Annotated in this window: 16 protein-coding genes; 9 read left to right on the top strand and 7 right to left on the bottom strand. The window is 68.4% G+C overall.

Going from position 1 to position 18,181, the window contains the following annotated elements; genetic code table 11:
* Positions 1 to 35: 35 nt before the first annotated feature.
* The 4 genes from urtD to urtA all read right to left on the bottom strand — a co-directional run bounded on the left by urtD (position 36) and on the right by urtA (position 4,442).
* Positions 36 to 779: an urea ABC transporter ATP-binding protein UrtD gene (urtD, locus tag AVMA1855_RS19665; RefSeq protein WP_284410467.1), complete on the bottom strand. Its 744-nt coding sequence runs from the start codon at positions 777 to 779 to the stop codon at positions 36 to 38.
* 24 nt (positions 780 to 803) lie between these two features.
* On the bottom strand, positions 804 to 2,006 hold the full coding sequence (gene urtC / locus AVMA1855_RS19660) for an urea ABC transporter permease subunit UrtC (RefSeq protein WP_284394684.1): 1,203 nt from the start codon (positions 2,004 to 2,006) through the stop codon (positions 804 to 806).
* 49 nt (positions 2,007 to 2,055) lie between these two features.
* Positions 2,056 to 2,970, bottom strand: a complete 915-nt coding sequence (urtB, locus tag AVMA1855_RS19655) for an urea ABC transporter permease subunit UrtB (protein WP_284394685.1) — start codon at positions 2,968 to 2,970, stop codon at positions 2,056 to 2,058.
* 206 nt (positions 2,971 to 3,176) lie between these two features.
* A complete protein-coding gene (urtA, locus tag AVMA1855_RS19650; protein WP_284426983.1) occupies positions 3,177 to 4,442 on the bottom strand; it encodes an urea ABC transporter substrate-binding protein in 1,266 nt (421 codons plus the stop codon).
* Between the two features lie 173 nt (positions 4,443 to 4,615).
* Here urtA and AVMA1855_RS19645 point away from each other — a divergent pair, with 173 nt between their 5' ends.
* On the top strand, positions 4,616 to 8,053 hold the full coding sequence (locus tag AVMA1855_RS19645) for a hybrid sensor histidine kinase/response regulator (RefSeq protein ID WP_284426982.1): 3,438 nt from the start codon (positions 4,616 to 4,618) through the stop codon (positions 8,051 to 8,053).
* Positions 8,037 to 8,954 (top strand): response regulator transcription factor, encoded by a 918-nt coding sequence (locus AVMA1855_RS19640; RefSeq protein ID WP_284426981.1) that lies wholly within the window; start codon positions 8,037 to 8,039, stop codon positions 8,952 to 8,954. The genes AVMA1855_RS19645 and AVMA1855_RS19640 overlap by 17 nt, the downstream gene beginning before the upstream one ends.
* On the opposite strand, the gene AVMA1855_RS19635 is transcribed toward AVMA1855_RS19640, so the two are convergent.
* On the bottom strand, positions 8,951 to 9,937 hold the full coding sequence (locus AVMA1855_RS19635; RefSeq protein ID WP_284426980.1) for a LysR family transcriptional regulator: 987 nt from the start codon (positions 9,935 to 9,937) through the stop codon (positions 8,951 to 8,953). The genes AVMA1855_RS19640 and AVMA1855_RS19635 overlap by 4 nt on opposite strands.
* A gap of 258 nt (positions 9,938 to 10,195) precedes the next feature.
* Between AVMA1855_RS19635 and AVMA1855_RS19630 the strand changes: the two genes are divergently transcribed.
* The 5 genes from AVMA1855_RS19630 to AVMA1855_RS19610 are packed head-to-tail and all read left to right on the top strand — an operon-like array spanning position 10,196 to position 14,787.
* A complete protein-coding gene (locus tag AVMA1855_RS19630) occupies positions 10,196 to 11,212 on the top strand; it encodes an alpha/beta hydrolase (RefSeq protein ID WP_284427019.1) in 1,017 nt (338 codons plus the stop codon).
* 10 nt (positions 11,213 to 11,222) lie between these two features.
* A complete protein-coding gene (locus tag AVMA1855_RS19625; protein WP_284426979.1) occupies positions 11,223 to 12,212 on the top strand; it encodes an aldo/keto reductase in 990 nt (329 codons plus the stop codon).
* A 15-nt stretch (positions 12,213 to 12,227) separates the two neighbouring features.
* A complete protein-coding gene (locus AVMA1855_RS19620; protein WP_284426978.1) occupies positions 12,228 to 12,845 on the top strand; it encodes a flavodoxin in 618 nt (205 codons plus the stop codon).
* A complete protein-coding gene (locus AVMA1855_RS19615) occupies positions 12,842 to 13,666 on the top strand; it encodes a (R)-mandelonitrile lyase (RefSeq protein WP_284426977.1) in 825 nt (274 codons plus the stop codon). The genes AVMA1855_RS19620 and AVMA1855_RS19615 overlap by 4 nt, the downstream gene beginning before the upstream one ends.
* Before the next feature lie 35 nt (positions 13,667 to 13,701).
* On the top strand, positions 13,702 to 14,787 hold the full coding sequence (locus AVMA1855_RS19610; protein ID WP_284426976.1) for an alpha/beta hydrolase: 1,086 nt from the start codon (positions 13,702 to 13,704) through the stop codon (positions 14,785 to 14,787).
* A gap of 91 nt (positions 14,788 to 14,878) precedes the next feature.
* Here AVMA1855_RS19610 and AVMA1855_RS19605 read toward each other — a convergent pair whose 3' ends face one another.
* Both AVMA1855_RS19605 and AVMA1855_RS19600 read right to left on the bottom strand, forming a co-directional pair.
* Positions 14,879 to 15,688, bottom strand: coding sequence for an alpha/beta fold hydrolase (locus tag AVMA1855_RS19605; RefSeq protein ID WP_284426975.1), 810 nt, complete (start codon positions 15,686 to 15,688; stop codon positions 14,879 to 14,881).
* A 96-nt stretch (positions 15,689 to 15,784) separates the two neighbouring features.
* The gene (locus AVMA1855_RS19600) at positions 15,785 to 16,690 is read right to left on the bottom strand and encodes a LysR family transcriptional regulator (protein ID WP_284426974.1); all 906 of its coding nucleotides are present in this window, start codon (positions 16,688 to 16,690) and stop codon (positions 15,785 to 15,787) included.
* 126 nt (positions 16,691 to 16,816) lie between these two features.
* Here AVMA1855_RS19600 and AVMA1855_RS19595 point away from each other — a divergent pair, with 126 nt between their 5' ends.
* Together AVMA1855_RS19595 and AVMA1855_RS19590 are read left to right on the top strand one after the other, a co-directional pair.
* A complete protein-coding gene (locus AVMA1855_RS19595; protein WP_284426973.1) occupies positions 16,817 to 17,257 on the top strand; it encodes a DoxX family protein in 441 nt (146 codons plus the stop codon).
* 54 nt (positions 17,258 to 17,311) lie between these two features.
* Positions 17,312 to 18,136 (top strand): DODA-type extradiol aromatic ring-opening family dioxygenase, encoded by an 825-nt coding sequence (locus tag AVMA1855_RS19590; protein ID WP_284426972.1) that lies wholly within the window; start codon positions 17,312 to 17,314, stop codon positions 18,134 to 18,136.
* The last annotated feature ends 45 nt before the right edge of the window (positions 18,137 to 18,181 follow it).

Here is an 18,181-nt window from a genome sequence, read left to right as displayed (position 1 = left end):
AAACTCAGGGCGTGGGCAAAGGACAGCGGCGCGTCTCAGTGGCCGAGGTACACGTCGATCACCTTGGGGTCGTTCTGGACCTTGTCCATCGACCCTTCGGCCAGGATCTTTCCCTGGTGCATCACGGTGACTTTGTGCGCGATGCGCTTGACGAACTCCATGTCGTGCTCGATCACGATCACCGCGCGGTTCCTGCAGATGCGCTGCAGCAACTCGGCCGTGAGTTCACGCTCGCGCGCGCTCATGCCGGCGATGGGCTCGTCCAGCATCAGCAGCTCGGGCTCCTGCATCAGCAGCATGCCGATCTCCAGCCATTGCTTCTGGCCGTGCGAGAGCAGGCCGGCCTCGGTGGCGAGCAGCCCGCCCAGGCCGATGTCGTCGGCCACGTCCTGCACCCGCTCCTTCACCGCGCTGGTGCAGCGAAAGGCCAGCGCGCCGAACACGGTGCGCCCGGTGGGATAGGACACCTCCAGGTTCTGGAAGACCGACAGGTTCTCGTAGATGGACGGCGTCTGGAACTTGCGGCCGATGCCCAGCCGCACGCGCTTGTGCTCGGCCATGCGCGTCAGCTCCTCGTTCTTGAACTTGATGCTGCCGCTGGTGGCGCGCGTCTTGCCGCAGATCAGGTCCAGCAGCGTGGTCTTGCCCGCGCCGTTGGGACCGATGATCACGCGCAGCTCGTTCCTGTCCACGTACAGCGTGAGGGTGTCGATGGCCTTGAAGCCGTCGAACGAGACGGTCAGGTCTTCCACGGCCAGGGCGAAGTCGGTGTTGCTCATGGGAGGTGCTCCGGTTGCGTGCGCTCAGGCGCTCTGGCGGCGGGTGCCTTCGGGCAGGCCGGGCTCGCGCGCCGCCGGCTCGGTATCCGCCGCGGTGCTGCGTGCCGCGGCGGCGTGCGGAGCGGGCACCGCCGCCTGGCGCAGGGCCTCGCGGCGGCCCTTCCACCAGGGCACGATGCGGCTTTCCCACAGGCCGGCCAGCCCCAGCGGGAAGGCCATGGTCACGCCGATGAACAGCCCCGCCATGAGGAACAGCCACAAGTCGGGAAAGCTCTCCGAGAAGTACGTCTTGCCCGCATTCACCAGCAGCGTGCCGTACACCGCGCCCACCAGGCTCATGCGCCCACCCACGGCGGCGTAGATCACCATCTCGATGGACGGCACGATGCCCACGAAGCTCGGCGACATGAAGCCCACCTGCAGCGTGAACAGCGCACCGCCGATGCCTGAGAGCGCCGCCGCCAGGCAGAAAGTGAAGACCTTGAAATTGGCCACGTCGTAGCCCGAGAAGCGCACGCGGTCTTCCTTGTCGCGCATGGCCAGCAGCAGCGTGCCCAGCTTGCTGGTCTGGATGAAGCGGCACAGCACGATGGACAGCACCAAAAGTGCCACGCACACGTAGTACAGGATGTACTTGGCGCTGTCGGTGCGCGTGTCCCATCCCCAAAGGGTTTTCAGGTCGGTCATGCCATTCACGCCGCCCGTGTAGCCCTGCTGACCGATGATGAGCACCGTGCAGATCAGCGCCACCGCCTGCGTGATGATGGCGAAGTAGACCCCGCCCACGCGGCGCTTGAACATGGCGAAGCTCACGATCCAGGCCAGCAGCGTGGGCACCACGATCACGGCCGCCAGCGCGAACGGCAGGCTCTTGAAAGGCACCCAGAAGGCGGGCAGCTCGGTGATCTGGTTCCAGTCCATGAAGTCGGGGATGCCGGGCGTGGACTGGATCCTGGTGCTCACGGGGTCGGAGGCCTCGAGCTTGAGGAACATCGCCATGGCATAGCCGCCCAGACCGAAGAACACGCCCTGCCCCAGGCTGAGCACGCCGCCATAGCCCCACACCATCACCAGGCCGATGGCCACGAAGGCATACGTGAGGTACTTGCCCACGAGGTTCAGCCGGAAGATGTCCAGGGCGAGCGGCAGCACCACGGCCAGCAGCACCGTGAGCAGCACCAGGCTGGCCAACTGGTAGCGCAGGATCCAGGCTTTGAGGGCATTCATGGGACGACTCCGGTGGGTGCAGGGTGAGGGCAAAGCAGTGGGCGCGCGCTCAGCGGCGCACCTTCGAGGCGAACAGGCCCTGCGGCCGCACCATCAGGATCAGCACGATCAGCGACAGCGTGATCACCTTGGCCATGGAGCCGGCCAGGAAGAACTCGGTGATCGACTGCGTCTGCGCGATGCCGAAGGCCGACACCACCGTGCCCAGCAGGCTCGCCGCGCCGCCGAAGGTGACGACGAGGAACGCATCGACGATGTAGAGCGAGCCCGAGGTGGGCCCCGTGGAGCCGATGGTGGTGAACGCGGCGCCCGCCACCCCCGCGATACCGCAGCCGATGGCGAAGGTGAGTCGGTCGGTCTTCTTGGTATCGATGCCGATGGCGTTGGCCATCACCCGGTTGCTGACCGTGGCGCGGACCCGCAGGCCCCAGCGGCTCCTGTGCAGCGCAAGCAGCACGCCCGCCGTCACCACCAGCGTGAGCGCCAGCACGAACAGGCCGTTGATGGGAATGTCCAGCCCCTCCGCGGGCGCCCACGATCCGAGCAGCCAGTCGGGCAGGGTCGGGCTCACTTCCTTGGGGCCGATGAAGGTGCGAAAGCACTGCTGCAGCCCCAGGCTGATGCCCCAGGTGGCCAGCAGGGTGTCGAGCGGGCGCTTGTACAGGTGGCGGATCAGGCCCCACTCCACCAGCCAGCCCGCGATGAACGCGAAGCCGAAGGCCGCGGCGATGGCCAGCGGGAAATAGAACGGCATCCACTGCGGCGCGTGCGTGGACGCGAGCGTGGAGCCCAGGTAGATCGTGTAGGCGCCGATGGTCATGAACTCGCCGTGCGCCATGTTGATGACACCCATCTGACCGAAGATGATCGCCAGCCCCAGGCCCATGAGCAGCAGCACGGCGAACAGGCTCAGGCCGGCGAAGCCCTGCATCAGGCCGATGTTCATCATTTCGGAAAAGGTCATGGTGCAGCTCCTACGTGCAAGCCAGTCGGGAAAGAAAGCAGTCAGTGCGGGGATCCGGCACCCGCAGCGATTCGCCCGGGGCGAGGCGCCGAAGACCAGCGTGGCCTCATGCCGGGACACCGAGGAAGGGCCACCCCGCACCGAGGGTGTCGCCCCCCTCCCGCGCAGCGAGAGAGGGGGAAGGCGCGCAGCGCCTCAGGGGGTGGTCACTGGTATCCCTTGGGGAACGGATCGGGCTTGATGAGTTCGGGCGATTCGGCCACCACCTTGAACGTGGCGTCCGGCAGTCCCTGCGCGATGCGAGACTTGCTCCACAGGTGGTGGTTGGCGTCCACCTTCACGTAGCCCTCGGGCGCGGTCTTGAGCTCGATGCCCGGCGATGCCGCCACCACCTTGTCCACGTCGAAGCTCTTGGCCTTCTCGACGGCGGCCTTCCACAGCCAGGGGCCCAGGTAGCCGGCCTGCGTAACGTCGCCGATCACCGCGCTGGGGCCGTACTTGGCCTTGAAGGCGGCCACGAATTTCTTGTTGTTCTCGTTGTCCAGCGACTGGAAGTACTTCATCGACGAATAGAAGCCCGCGAAGTTCTCGCCGCCCACGCCGGTCATCTCGTCCTCGGTGACCGACAGCGTCACCAGCAGCTGCTTGTCGCCCGTGATGCCCGCCGCCTTGAGCGCCTTGTAGAACGCCACGTTGGAGCCGCCCACCACGGCGACGAACAGGCAGTCGGGCTTTTGCACCTTGATCTTGTTCATGAGCGAGCCGAAGTTGGTGCTGCCCAGCGGGTAGTACTCCTCGCCCACGACCTTGCCCTTCTGGAAGTTCTCCACGTGCTTGCGTGCGATCTTCATCGAGGTGCGCGGCCAGATGTAGTCCGAGCCGATCAGGAAGAAGGTCTTGGCCTTCTTCTCGGTCTTGGCCCACTCCAGGCTGTACAGGATCTGCTGCGTGGCCTCCTGGCCGGTGTAGATCACGTTCTTGGACTGCTCCAGGCCCTCGTAGAACGTGGGGTAGTACAGCAGGCCGTTCTCTTTTTCGAACACGGGCAGCACGGCCTTGCGCGATGCGCTGGTCCAGCAGCCGAACACGGCTGCGCAGTGGTCGTTGATGAGCAGCTTCTTGGACTTTTCGGCGAAGGTGGGCCAGTCGGAGGCGCCGTCTTCCTTGATGACCTTGATCTTGCGGCCCAGCACGCCGCCCATGGCGTTGATCTGGTCGATGGCGAGCTGCTCGGCCTGGATCGATCCCGTCTCCGAGATGGCCATGGTGCCGGTCGCCGAATGCAGCTGGCCCACGGTGACCTCGGTGTCCGTCACCGCCAGCTTGGTGGTGTTGACCTGCGCCGTGGGCTGCGCGAAGGACCACGCGGGCAGGCCCGCCACCGAGGCGGCCCCCATGGCCTGCAGCAGCCGGCGGCGGCCCGCATCCGCGGCCAGGAGGGGGGAGACATTCGGATCGAGGGGGTGCTTCATGGGAGCGCTCCTTGCAACAGGCAATACGGGGTGGGTGGACGGCGTCGGTGGTTCCGCGCTGGGGCCAAGATTAGGGACAACCCTGCTGCGCGCCCATACGTCAATTGACGTAGCCGCCCGCCCGGCCCCGGCGCACGGCGCGGACAAGAACGTTTCTTGCATGCAGGCCCGGCATGGCCTCGATCGCACCGCCCACCCCCCAGACCGCGCCGCAGACCATTTTTCGGTTCCGCCGCGAATACAACGCCTGGGTGGCCGACGAGACGATGGAGGACTACGCGCTGCGCTACACGCCCAAGGGCTTTCGGCGCTGGAGCGAATGGCGCGTGGCCAACACGGCGTTCGGCTCGCTGTCGTTCCTGGCGCTCGAAGCCATCGGCGGCGCCATCGCACTCAACTACGGCTTCGCCAATGCGATGTGGGCCATCCTGGCGGTGGGCGTGCTGATCTTTCTCACCGGCCTGCCGATCGCCTACTGCGCGGCGCGCTACGGGCTGGACATGGACCTGCTCACGCGCGGCGCGGGCTTCGGCTACCTGGGCTCCACCATCACCTCGCTGATCTACGCGGTGTTCACCTTCATCTTCTTCGCGCTGGAGGCCGCCATCATGGCGCTGGCACTGCAGATGGTGGTGGACTGGCCGCTGCAGTGGTGCTATGTGCTGTCGTCCCTCGTGATCCTGCCGCTGGCCATGCGCGGCATCACGCTCATCTCCCGGCTGCAGGCGTGGACGCAGCCGCTGTGGCTCTTCCTGCTGCTGCTGCCCTTCGTGTGGATCGCGCTCGCGCAGCCGCAGCTGTACCGCGACTTCGCGGGGCTGTCGGGCCTCAAGAGCGGCAGCAGCCAGTTCGATCCGCTCATGTTCGGTGCCGCGGCGGCGGTGATCTTCTCCCTGGTGGTGCAGATCGGCGAGCAGGTGGACATCCTGCGCTTTCTGCCCGAGCGCACCGCCGCCAACCGCTGGCGCTGGTGGGGCGCGGTGCTGGTGGCCGGCCCGGGCTGGATCGTGATGGGCATGCTCAAGATAGCGGGCGGCGCGTTCCTCGCCTTCGCCGCGCTGCAGTTCGAGGTCGGAACGCACCGCGCGGCCGAGCCCACGCAGATGTTCCTGGCCGGCTTTCAGCAGGTCATGCAGGCGCTGGGGCTGCCGGGCCTGGCCGTGGCGGTCACGGTGGTGTTCGTGGTGGTCTCGCAGGTGAAGATCAACGTGACCAATGCGTATGCGGGCTCGCTCGCCTGGTCCAATTTCTTCGCCCGCATCACGCGCAGCCACCCGGGACGCGTGGTGTGGCTGGTGTTCAACGTGGGCATCGCCACGCTCCTGATGACGCTGGGCGTGTTCGGCGCGCTGGAGAAGGTGCTGGCCGTGTACAGCAACGTGGCCATCGCCTGGGTGGGCGCGCTGGTGGCCGATCTCGTCATCAACAAGCCGCTGGGCCTGTCGCCCCGGGGCATCGAGTTCCGGCGGGCGCACCTGTACGACTTCAACCCCGTGGGCCTGGGGGCCATGGTGCTGGCGGCCGCCGTGGCCTGCTGCGCCTATGCCGGCCTGCTGGGCGACCATGCGGCCGCGTTCTCGCCCTTCATCGCGCTGGCGCTGTCGATGGCGCTGTCGCCGCTGCTGGCCTGGGCCACCGGCGGGCGCTACTACCTGGCCCGCATGCCGGACACGCTGTGGAAGCCCGGCGAGTCCGTGCGCTGCGCCGTGTGCGAGAACCCGTTCGAGTCCGAAGACATGGCCCGCTGCCCAGCCTACGGCGCGCCCATCTGCTCGCTGTGCTGCTCGCTCGAATCGCGCTGCCACGACCGCTGCAAGACCGGCTCGCGCGCGGCCGACCAGTTGCGCGCGGTGGCCGCGCTGCTGCTGCCGCGCACCTGGGCGGCCCGCGTGAACTTCCGCCTCGGCCAGTACCTGATGGTGCTGGTGTCGCTGTGCGCGGTGATGGCGTTCCTGGTGGGCGTGGTCTATGTGCAGGAGGGGCTCGAGACACCGGCCCAGTTCCTGCGCACCCCGTTCCTGAAGGTGTTCGCCCTGCTGTCCCTGCTGGCGGCCGTGTGCGCCTGGTGGGTGGTGCTCAGCACCGACAGCCGGCGCATGGCGCAGGACGAGTCCGAGCGGCAGACGCAGCTGCTGCTGCAGGAGATCGAAGCCCACAAGCGCACCGATGCCGAGTTGCAGGCCGCCAAGGACCGGGCCGAATCCGCCAGCATGGCCAAGACACGCTACGTGGCCGGCATGACGCACGAGCTGCGCTCGCCGCTCAACAGCATCCTCGGCTACACGCAGATCCTGCTCAAGAACCCAGAGACTGACGGCTGGATGCGCGAGACGCTGTCCACCATGCAGCACAGCGGCCAGCACATGCACGCGCTGATCGACGGCTCGCTCGAGCTGGCCCGCATTGAGGCGGGCCGGCTGCGGCTGGACCTGGCGCCGCTGCCGCTGGCCGAGCTGATCCGCAACGTCGAAGGCATGCTGCGCCCGCAGGCCGAGGCCCGGGGCCTGGCCTTCGTGGTGGAGACGCTGGGCACCGTGCCCGACTGGATCCGGGCCGATGGGAAGCGGCTGCGCCAGATCCTCATCAACCTGCTGTCCAACGCCGTGCGCTTCACCCAGCAGGGCGAGGTGCGGCTGCGCCTGGACTTTCGCCCGCACGTCTCGCGCATCGAGGTGATCGACACCGGCATCGGCATCGAGCCGCAGGACCTGGAGCGCATCTTCCTGCCGTTCGAGCGCGGCAGCGCCGGGCGCCGCGCGAGCGAGGCGGGCACGGGCCTGGGGCTGACCATCACGCACCTGCTCACCGAACTCATGGGGGGCCAGCTCACCGTGTCCAGCCGGCACGGGCAGGGCAGCACCTTCACCGTGCGGCTGTACCTGCCCGGCATCTCCCCCGACCCGGCCTGGCGCCCCACGCACGCCGTGGCCCTGCGGCCCGTCATCGGCCACATCGCGCCGCGCCGCACGCTGCTGGTGGTGGACGACCAGCCGCTGCAGCGCCAGCTGCTGGCCGGGCTGCTGGTGCCGCTGGGGTTCACCGTGCGCGAGGCAGCCAGCGGCCGCGAATGCCTGGAGATCGTGCGGCAGGCGCCCCCCGACCTCGTGCTGCTGGACATCACCATGGACGACCTCGACGGCTGGCAGACGGCCGCCCTGCTGCGGGCGCTGCGCCCGGCGGCAGCGCTGCCGATCGTCTTCGTCTCGGCCAACCAGTTCGACAACGAGCCCGCGCGGCTGGCCGCCGCCCAGTGCCAGGGTTTCGTGGGCAAGCCCATCATCGAATCGGAGTTGCTGCAGGCCCTGCAGGCCGCCCTGCAGCTGGAATGGGTGCACGACAACACGCCGGCCAAGGCCCCTGCCACGCCGGGATCGCCACCCGCCAGCCCCGCGCCGCCGCCCCACACCCTGCCTGCCGACCTGCGCGAAGACCTGAACCGCCTGGCGCGGCAGGGCCAGGCCGCCGCCGTGCGCGAGCGGCTGCGCGGCGCACGCGACGGCCTGCCCGGCCATGCCGCCGCGCTGGCGCAGCTACAGGCCTGCGCGGACCGCTTCGACTTCGATGCCCTGGCCCACCTTCTGCGAGAACCCGAACATGACGAACTCCCCTGACAGCGTGCAGGCCGCCGCCCCGCGCCGCGTCATCCTGGTGGTGGACGATGCACTGGACACCCTGCGCATGCTGTGCGATGCGCTGGCAGGCGAAGGCTATGCCGTGCTGGCCGCGCGCGATGCCGATGAGGCCATCGAGCGCTTCGAGATGACCGTACCCGACGGCGTGCTGCTCGATGCGGTGATGCCCGGCACCGACGGCTTCGCGCTATGCCGCCGCATCAAGGCCACGCCGACGTGGGCGCACGTGCCCATCGTCTTCATGACCGGGCTGTCGGAGACCGAGCAGATCCTGCGCGGCTTTGCCAGCGGCGGCGTGGACTATGTGGTCAAGCCCCTGCGCATTCCCGAGGTGATGGCCCGCCTGGCCACCCACGTGGCCAACGCGCAGGCCGCCCGGCTGGCGCGCGAGGCCGTGGACGTGGCGGGCCTGGGCGTGGTCGTGCTCGACGGCCAGGACCGCATCGCCTGGCGCTCGCCGCAGGCCACGCGCTGGCTGGAGGCCGCCTTCGGCGGGCACGGCGACGCCCCCGCGGGCGACCCCGCGCGGTGGCTGGCGCAGGCCCAGCGGCAGGGCGAAGCCAGCACGCCCCTGCCCGGCGGCCTCCAGCTGCAGGCCCGCCACCTGGGCGCGAGCGGCCTGGCCGAGTCGATGCTGCTGCTCAGCCAGGGCCCGGCCGCAGGCACCGCCGCGACGCGGTTGCCGCCCGTGGCACTGACCCCGCGCGAGACCGAGGTGCTGTCGTGGCTCGCCAAGGGCAAGACCAACCGCGACATCGCTGATATTTTGGGCATGAGCCCGCGCACGGTGAACAAGCACCTGGAGCACATCTTCGAAAAGCTCGGCGTGGAAACGCGCACCGCCGCGGCGGCGCTGGCGGGGCAGCTGCTGCAGGACTAGGGCCGGGCCACGGCGCCCTTCGACAGCGCGCGCCTCGCTCCCTGCGCTGCCGAGGCCAGTTCCTTGCCGGAGAGCACGTAAGCAGGGCAATCGAGCAGGCGAGCGATCGCAAGGTCCAGGAACGCCCGCACCCGCCTGGGCTGGGCGGTGCGGTTTCCGTAGTAGATGTGCAGGCCGATGTGGGTGCTGAGGTGAGCCACCAGCACGGGCACCAGCCGCCCCGCCCGGATATGCGAGGCCGCGGAGAAATTCGCGAGCTGCCCGATCACCTGCCCCGACAGCACGGCCTGCAATTCCAGTTCGGAATCGTTGGTCGCGAACGCTGGCGACATCTGCCGGTGCTCGACCTTTCCATCGACGGTCAGATACCAGGCGGAGACCTTCCCCGTGGCCGGATGGCGGTACACGCTGCATCGGTGTGTGGCCAGATCCTCCAGCGTGTGGGGCATGCCGTGCGCAGCCAGATAGGCCGGGGCGGCGCACACGATCATCTGGATCGGAAACAACTGGCGGCCGATCACCCCCTCCTGGGGCGACGCACCGATTCTGAAACCGATATCGACCCGGTCCTGCACCCAGTTGCCAATGCCGTCGTCCAGGTGAACGTCCGGTTGAATGCCGGGATGGGCCTGGCAGAACTCGTCCAGCACCGGCATCAGGATTTCCGCAAAGGAGGTCCTGGGTCCGACGATGCGCAGGGGGCCGGCAATGCCCTCCTTGCTCTGGCGGGCCGAGGCCAGGGCCCGGTCCAGCGCCGCCAAGGCCGGTTGCATGCTCTCCAGCAGGTTCTGTCCCTCCTCGGTGAGCGCGAGATGGCGGGTCGTGCGGTGAAGCAGCCGCACACCGAGGTGCTGCTCCAGTTGGGCGATGGCCTGACTCGCCGCCTGCGGAGAGACCCCTTGCGCCAGGGCCGCCTGTCGAATGCTCCCCAGTTCGACGGCCTTGGCGAAGGTGGAGATCGCCTTGAATTCATTGATTGGCATGGTGGGTGTAACCGGATGAGAACACGCTGTCGCGCGCGCCCCAGTATCAACCTTTACTTGCCACTGGTGCAAGCTGAAGCGGCCTAGTGGCTTGCAGCCCCACTGCCTAAAGTCCGAGGCGAGGGTGGCTGCGCAGTCGCGATGACAACGATCCGTTGCCAGTCGCAGCGTGCGCAGCCACCCGGATTCCACAACCCTTTCTGGACAGGAGCCTCGCCCATGATTCCCAACCCATTGAAAACCACGCTTCTTGCGGCGATGGTCGGCATCGCCGGCGCAGAGGCCGTCGCGGCGGACCATCAGAAGAACCCCTTCACCCTGGTCTACGAAGGTGCGATCACCAGGAACGAGCCCGGCAAGGTTCAGATCCACCCCGTCAGGTACGTGCTCAATGGCCTGGACATTTCCGCGAACGTCTACACGCCGGCCCATTTCGATCCTGCCAAGGCCTATCCCGCCGTCGTGGTCGCGCATCCGAACGGCGGGGTCAAGGAGCAGGTGGCGGGCCTGTACGCGCAACGACTGGCCGAGCAGGGCTACATCACGATCGCGGCGGATGCGGCCTACCAGGGTGCCAGCGGCGGGCTGCCTCGCAGCGTGGACAAGCCCGCGAACCGCATCGAGGACATCCACGGCATGGCGGATTTCCTGGCGCGGTATGCCGGGGTGGACCCCCAGCGCATGGCGCTGCTGGGCCTGTGCGGCGGCGGTGGGTATTCGCTGGCTGCGGCCCAGACGGACAAGCGGTTCAAGTCGGTCGCGACAGTCAGCATGTTCAATTCGGGACGGGTGCGCCGCAATGGCTATGCGGATTCCCAACTCCACACCGTGCCGCAACGGCTGCAGCAGGCTTCGGCCGCCCGGGCGCAGGAGGCCACGGGCGGAGAAGTCCTTTACGCAGGCGATGCCAACCTCACCGACGAGCAGATCGCAAAGCTGCCCTTCGACCTGTACCGCCAGGGCTACGCGTACTACTGGAAGACGCACGCACACCCGAACTCGACCTTCAAGTACACGATGAGCAGCCTGGTGGACCTGATGCGCTGGGATGCGACCGACCATATCGACCTGATCGAGCAGCCCTTGCTGATGATCGCCGGCAGCCAGGCCGACAGCCTGTACATGAGCGAGGACGCCTTCGCCAAGGCCACGGGCGCCAAGGACAAGGAACTGTTCAAGATCGAAGGGGCCACCCACATCGAGACCTATTGGGTCCCGCGCTACGTAGATGCGGCCATGGCCAAGCTGACCGCGTTCTACGCAAAAACTTTGTGAGGTGAACCGCATGGAAAAACGTCAACTGGGCCAATCCGGCCTGCAGGTGTCCGCACTGGGCCTGGGCTGCATGGGCCTGAGCCATGGCTATGGGCCGGCGACCGACCGGCAGCAGGCGGTCTCTCTCATCCGGGCCGCGGTGGAGCGCGGCGTGACCTTCTTCGACACCGCAGAGGTGTACGGCCCCTATCTCAACGAGGAGGTGGTCGGCGAAGCCTTGGCACCGATGCGTGATCAGGTGGTGATCGCCACCAAGTTCGGCTTCACGTTCGGGGACGACGGCAAGCAGCAGATTCTCAACAGCCGGCCCGAGCACATCCGCCGGGCGGTGGAGGGTTCGCTCAAGCGCCTGCGCACGGACGTGATCGACCTGCTCTACCAGCACCGGGTGGACCCCGATGTGCCGATCGAGGATGTCGCCGGCACCGTGAAGGCGCTGATCGCCGAAGGCAAGGTGCGCCACTTCGGCCTGTCGGAGGCCGGGGCGCAGACCATTCGCCGTGCCCACGCGGTGCAGCCGGTGACCGCCTTGCAGAGTGAATACTCCCTGTGGTGGCGCGAACCGGAGCAGGCGATCCTGCCAACCCTGGAAGAGCTGGGGATCGGCTTCGTACCGTTCAGCCCCCTGGGCAAGGGGTTTCTCACCGGGGCCATCGACCCGACCACGCCCTTCGGCCAGGACGACTTCCGCAGCATCGTGCCCCGCTTCAGTCCGCAGGCGCGCCAGGCCAACCAGGCGCTGGTCGAGTCCTTGGGCGCCATTGCGCAAGCCAAGGGCGTGACGCCCGCACAGGTGGCCCTGGCGTGGCTGCTGGCGCAAAAACCGTGGATCGTGCCCATTCCCGGAACAACGAAACGGCACCGTCTGGACGAGAACCTGGGCGCGGCATCCCTGGCGCTTTCCGCCGACGATCTCCGCAGTATCGCGCGCGTGCTGGCCGAAGTGCCGATCGAAGGCGACCGCTATCCCGCAGCGCTGCGGGCGCGCGTGGGACGTTGATGCACAGGCGCTCGCATGGCATTCCCACCAGCACCTGACCGGCGTGCGCTGATGGCCTCGCTGGCGGGGCTGTCGCTCGGCGGCCCGGCAGGTGCCAGCACCCGATCGGAGGGGCCGCGCCCAGGCCCATCGCCGACCACGCTGGTGGCCTGCTTCTCGCGCACCGGCAACACGCGCGTCGTGGCCGGCCTGATCCAGCGCGCCCACGGTGCCGATTTCTTCGAGATCCAGACGGCCGTGCCCTATCCCGCGGAATACCTCGCGGTGGTCGAGCAAGCCCGGAAAGAGCGCGACAGCGGCCTTGAACCCGCGCTGCATGCGCAGGTGCCGGGCATCGGCCGCTACGACACGATCTTCCTGGGCTTTCCGATCTGGGGCGAGACGGCACCTCCTGCCATCCGCTCGTTCCTCTCCTCACACGATCTTGCAGGCAAGACCTTGATCCCCTTCGTCACCCACGGGGGCTACGGATTGGGCAACAGCCCGTCCGTGCTCGCGGCCCATGCGCCGAAGGCGCGGCTGCACCGCGGCTTCGCCATGGAGGCGGACCAGGAGCGGCGCACCATGACCCAGGTGACGCAATGGCTGCAAGCCCATCTCCCGTCCACCACACGCCAAGGAGGCACACCATGAAACCCATCGCAGCCGCTGCGCTTGCGCTCTCGATGCTGAACACCGCCGGCGCCGCAGAACCGGAAATCCGGATCTCCCGCGCGGCCTCGCGCCCGGTGCAGTCGGCACCGGCTCAGAACTTCACCGGCACGGTCCAGGTCGAGATGCTCTTCACCCCCGACGGCGGCGCCCGCACCTCGGCGGGCAAAGTCCGCTTCGCCCCCGGCGCCCGCACCGCGTGGCACACCCATCCGCTGGGCCAGACGCTGGTCGTGACGGAAGGGGTCGGCCGCGTGCAGCGCTGGGGTGGACCCGTCGAGGAAATCCGTCCGGGCGATGTCGTGCGCATCCCGCCCCATGCGCGCCACTGGCACGGCGCCGCGCCGGACAGCGCCATGGCGCACATCGCCATCCAGGAAGCGCAGGACGGCAAGACCGTGGACTGGCTGGAGCAGGTCAGCGAACAGGACTACCAGGCAAAGCCGCGCACGGACACGTCCCCGACCCCCTCCGCTTCTGCGGCCCAGCCCTCCCGTGCCCAGCAGTTGCTCGGCGACGTCGCGCCGAAGCTGGCCCAGCTCACCGACGACGTGCTGTTCGGCGATGTCTGGGCCCGGCCGGGCCTGTCGCCGCGTGACCGGAGCCTGGTCACCGTCAGCGCACTGATTGCGATGAACCGCCCCGACCAGCTGCGCTCGCACATGGCGCTGGCGCGGCAAAACGGCGTCACCGAGTCGGAACTGGTCGAGGCGCTGACACACCTGGCGTTCTATGCGGGCTGGCCGAACGCCGTGACGGCTGCCGGCGTGGCGCGGGACGTCTTCAAGGCCCCTGTCCAATGAGAAAGCGCAAAGCCCCGACCCCGTGGAGGAACACCATGCAACGCCATCTCTGCAAGACCCTGACCGCGCTGCTCGGCGGCACAGTCGCTCTTCACGCCCATGCCGCGCCGCAGGAGACTGCGGCTTCTGCACCCATCGCCGTCCAGGCGCAGGGCAGTTTCGCGGTAGGCGGCACCGTTGTGCAAAGCCCTGGCACCTACGTCCTCGGACAGCCGGGGCCGGCCGGGCAGACCTTGCATGGCGACCATGCCCGCGTGACCTACCAGATCCCGGTGAACGCGCGCCAGCTGCCCCTGGTGATGTGGCACGGCTTCGGCGTGTTCTCCAAAACCTGGGAGACCACGCCCGATGGCCGCGAAGGGTTCCAGACGATCTTTCTGCGCCGCCGATTTTCGGTCTACCTCGTCGATCAGCCGCGCAGAGGGGGTGCCGGCCGCAGCACCGTGGCGGGCCAGATCACGGCGGAGCCCGACGAGCAGCGCTGGTTCAACGTTTTCCGCCTGGGTGTCTGGCCGAATTTCTATCCGCAGGTGCAGTTTCCCGGCGACCCGGAGTCCTTGAACCAGTTCTTTCGGCAAATGGCGCCCGACACCGGCCCCCTGGACAACCCCGTGGCCGTCGATGCCATGTCCGCGCTGTTCCGGCGCATCGGGCCCGGCGTGCTGGTGACGCACTCCTACAGCGGCGGGCTCGGCTGGAAGGCCGTCATGGACAACCCCACCATCCGCGCCGTCGTCTCCTACGAGCCCGGAAGCGGCTTTGTGTTTCCCGAAGGCGAAGTGCCCCCCACCCTGCCCAGCCTGACCGGCCCGCTGAACGGGGTCGCGGTGCCGATGGCGCAGTTCAAGGCGCTCACGCGGATTCCCATCGTCCTCTACTACGGCGACAACATCCCTGCAGCGCCGAGCACGGACCCCGGACAGGACAACTGGCGCGTGCGGCTGGCGATGGCACGGCTGTGGGTCGAGGCCGTCAACCGGCATGGCGGCGACGCGAAGCTGGTGCTTCTTCCCGAGATCGGAATACGCGGCAACACGCATTTCCCGTTCTCCGACCTGAACAACGTGCAGGTGGCCGATCAGATGCAGCAGTTTCTGTCCAGCAAGCGGCTGGATCGATAGGGTGATTCGACGGACGGACAGAGCGCCTGTTTGCAGGGAAAGCTTTCGGACACGGGTTTGCGTGGCATAGACAACAGCCTCTCCACCGGCTTCATATCTCGCCCAAAAACCGCCTCAGCCAACCCGTGACGGCATTGGGGCACTCCAGGGACGGCAGATGCGCCACGCCGTGCAACGCGATCCCCTGTGCATTCGGCATCTGGTCTGCGGCCATCTGGGCGCGCTGCTGAACGTGGGGAAAATCCAGGTCACCCCAGACCACTTGGGCAGGCAACCGGATCTCCGCGAGCCTGCCGTACACCGGCACGTTGTCTGTCTCTCCGCCCCGGAGCCTGTTCGCGATGGCGATCGCATTCATCGCCAGGAACAGCTTTCGCGCGTCGCCCCCCACCCGGAGTTCGGGCGACAGGGGGCCGTCCAGCCAGAGGCGTGCCTTGATGTGGTTCAGTGCCTCCCAGTCCCGCGCCTGCTCCGCGAGTTGCTGCGCTCGCAGCAGGCTTTCGATCTCGGGGGGATACGCCGGCGCCGGGGCGCCGCTGAGCGAGGGGGCGATCAGAAAGAGGCGCCGCACCCTGGAGGGATGGCTCAACGCCATCTCCAGCGCGATGCGGCCGCCCTGGGAACAGGCCACCACGACGGCCGGCTCCGTCACGCCCAGGCCCTCCAGAACGGCCAGCCCATCCGCCATTGATGACGAATCGGCCGTGCGCAGGGGCGAGTCACCGAATCCGGGGCGGTCATAGGCCATCACCCGGCAGGTGCCGGCCAGTGCGCCCATCTGGGCCGCCCACATGCGCCTGTCGCACACCGCAGCGTGGAGGAACACGACGGGCAGGCCTTGCCCCATGGCCTGCACCGACAGCAGCGATCCCTGCGACGGGAGGGTCCTCATTTCTGTCATCGCGCTCTCCAGGGGATCGCATGGCGTTGGAATGGGCTGCCTTGGGTGGTGGGATCTCCGGCGGCGGCTGTGCGCATTGTCATCGGTGCGCGAGCGTCAGGACGGCAATGGCGCCCCACCCAGGCGCTCGGCCAGGAAGTCGATGAAGCTGCGCAGCTTGAGCGGCATCTGCCGCCGGCTGGCATAGACGGCATACAGCGTGCCCACGAACTCCGTATCGCCCGGCAACTGCACCAGCCGCCCGCTGGCCAGGTCGTCGTCCACCAGCCATGCGGGCAGGAAGGCCGCGCCCATGCCGGCCACCACGGCGTGGTAGCTCAGGGTGCTGTCGCTGGACTTCATCACGGCGTCGATGTGCCGGTGCATGCCTTCCTGCAGGGCATTCTTGAGGCGCTCGAGCTGCACGTAGTTGGGCATGACCATCGGGATGGGCCGGGGCGCACCGCCCGAATCAACGCCCTCGTCGGGGCCGGGCTGGAAGCCGGGCGCCGCGACCAGATGGAACGCCATCTGGCACAGGGGCCGCGCGATCAGCTGGGGCGCGGGCTCGGCGGTCATGCGCAGCGCCACGTCGAACCCCTCCGAGACGAGGTCCACCATGCGGTTGTCCAGGTGCAGGTCCAGCCGCACCTCGGGGCATGCCCGGCGATAGTCGGCCAGCAGCCGGGCAAAGCGCGGGGTGGCACACCACACGGGTGCGCTGATGCGCAACTCGCCCCGCGGCCGGTTCTGCCCATGGCCCACCGAGGCCGCGGCTGCGTCGAGCAGTTCCAGCGCCTGCCGTCCCTGCTCGTAGAACGCCGTGCCGGCCTCCGTCAGGCTCATGCTGCGGCTCGTGCGGTGCAGCAGGCGCGCGCCCAGCGTGCGTTCCAGCCGGGCGATGTGCTTGCTCACCATCGGCGGCGCCATGCCCAGGCGGTCCGCGGCGGCACTGAAGCTGCCGGCTTCGACGATCGCCTGGAACACGCGCAGGCCGGTCAGTTCCAGGTCTGCAGGGTTCATGTTTGCCAAAGAAGGAAAGGATGCCATCACTCTAACGCCATCGATTTCCTTTGGGGGAAATCTTAAATTGCTTCCAGTCCCATCCCTTTTCATCGCCACGCGCTGTGGCCCCTTTGGAGAACCACCATGCCCGCCACCCCGTATTTGCCCACTGCCGCCACCCCGTCCGCGGGCCGGGCGCTGCGCATCGGCCTCTGGATCGCCCAGGTGCTGGTCGCCGCGGTGTTCTGCGCCTCGGGCGTCGTGAAGCTGACCACGCCCATTCCCGAAATGAGCGCGATGATGCCGTGGACGGGGCAGTATCCCGTCGCCTTCGTGCGGGCCATCGGGCTGATCGACATCGCGGGCGGCCTGGGCATCCTGCTGCCCGCGCTGACGCGCATCCTGCCCCGGCTGACCGTGCTGGCGGCCCTGTGTTGCGTGGTGCTGCAGGGGCTCGCCATCGCCTTTCACCTGAGCCGTGGCGAGGCGATGGTGGTGCCGCTCAACCTCGTGCTGCTGGCGCTGTGCACCTTTGTGCTGTGGGGCCGCGCCCGGCGCGCGCCGATCCGCCCGCGCGGTGCCTGACACCCTCGCCGGCACCTTTCGCCCTCTACCACCCCCCCATCCCCACGGACCGCCATGAACCCGCCCTCCTCCCCCCTGCCCACCTATTTCCTGTCGCACGGCGGCGGCCCCTGGCCGTACGTGCCGGAGATGCGCCGCACCATGCACACGCTGGAGCAGTCGCTGCAGGACATCCCGCGCCAGATCGCCACCCGCCCGCAGGCCGTGCTGGTGGTGTCCGGCCACTGGGAGGACGAGGCCTTCGCCGTGATGGCCAGCCCCCGGCCGCCGATGGTGTACGACTACTACGGCTTTCCGCCCCACACCTACGAGGTGCGCTACCCGGCGCCGGGCGCACCCGCTCTGGCGCAGCGGATCGCAGCCCTCATCGGTGCCGCCGGCCTGCCCAGCCGGCTCGATGCGGAGCGGGGCTTCGACCACGGCACCTTCGCGCCGCTGCAGGTGATGTACCCGGCCGCCGACGTGCCGGTGATCCAGGTGTCGCTGCAGCGCGATCTGGACCCGGCCCAGCACCTGGCGCTCGGCCGCGCACTGGCGCCGCTGCGCCATGAAGGCGTGCTGATCGTCGGCAGCGGGCTGAGCTACCACAACCTGCGCCGCTTCGGCGAGGCCGGGCGGGCGCCTTCGGTGGCGTTCGACCAATGGCTGCAGGATGCGCTGGTGCATGCGGATCCGGCCGACCGGCCCGCGCGGCTGATGGGCTGGGAAAGCGCGCCGGCGGCCCGCATCGCCCACCCGCGCGAGGACCACCTGATTCCGCTCATGGTCGCGGCCGGCGCGGCCGAGGCCGAACGGGCCGACTGCGTGTACCACGAGGAAGGCGTGTACGGCGGCGTGACGGCGTCGAGCTTTCGCTTCGGCGCTGGCGCGGCGCACTGAAACGCCCGGCAACGCCTGGCCCGGGCGCTTCGGGCATCATGGGCA

The sequence above is a fragment of the Acidovorax sp. SUPP1855 genome, assembly GCF_030158955.1.
In the GTDB taxonomy this organism is placed as follows: Bacteria; Pseudomonadota; Gammaproteobacteria; order Burkholderiales; family Burkholderiaceae_C; genus Paracidovorax.
The sequence above is the reverse complement of the archived record's forward strand: the minus strand, read 5'-3'. Positions and strand labels throughout refer to the sequence as shown.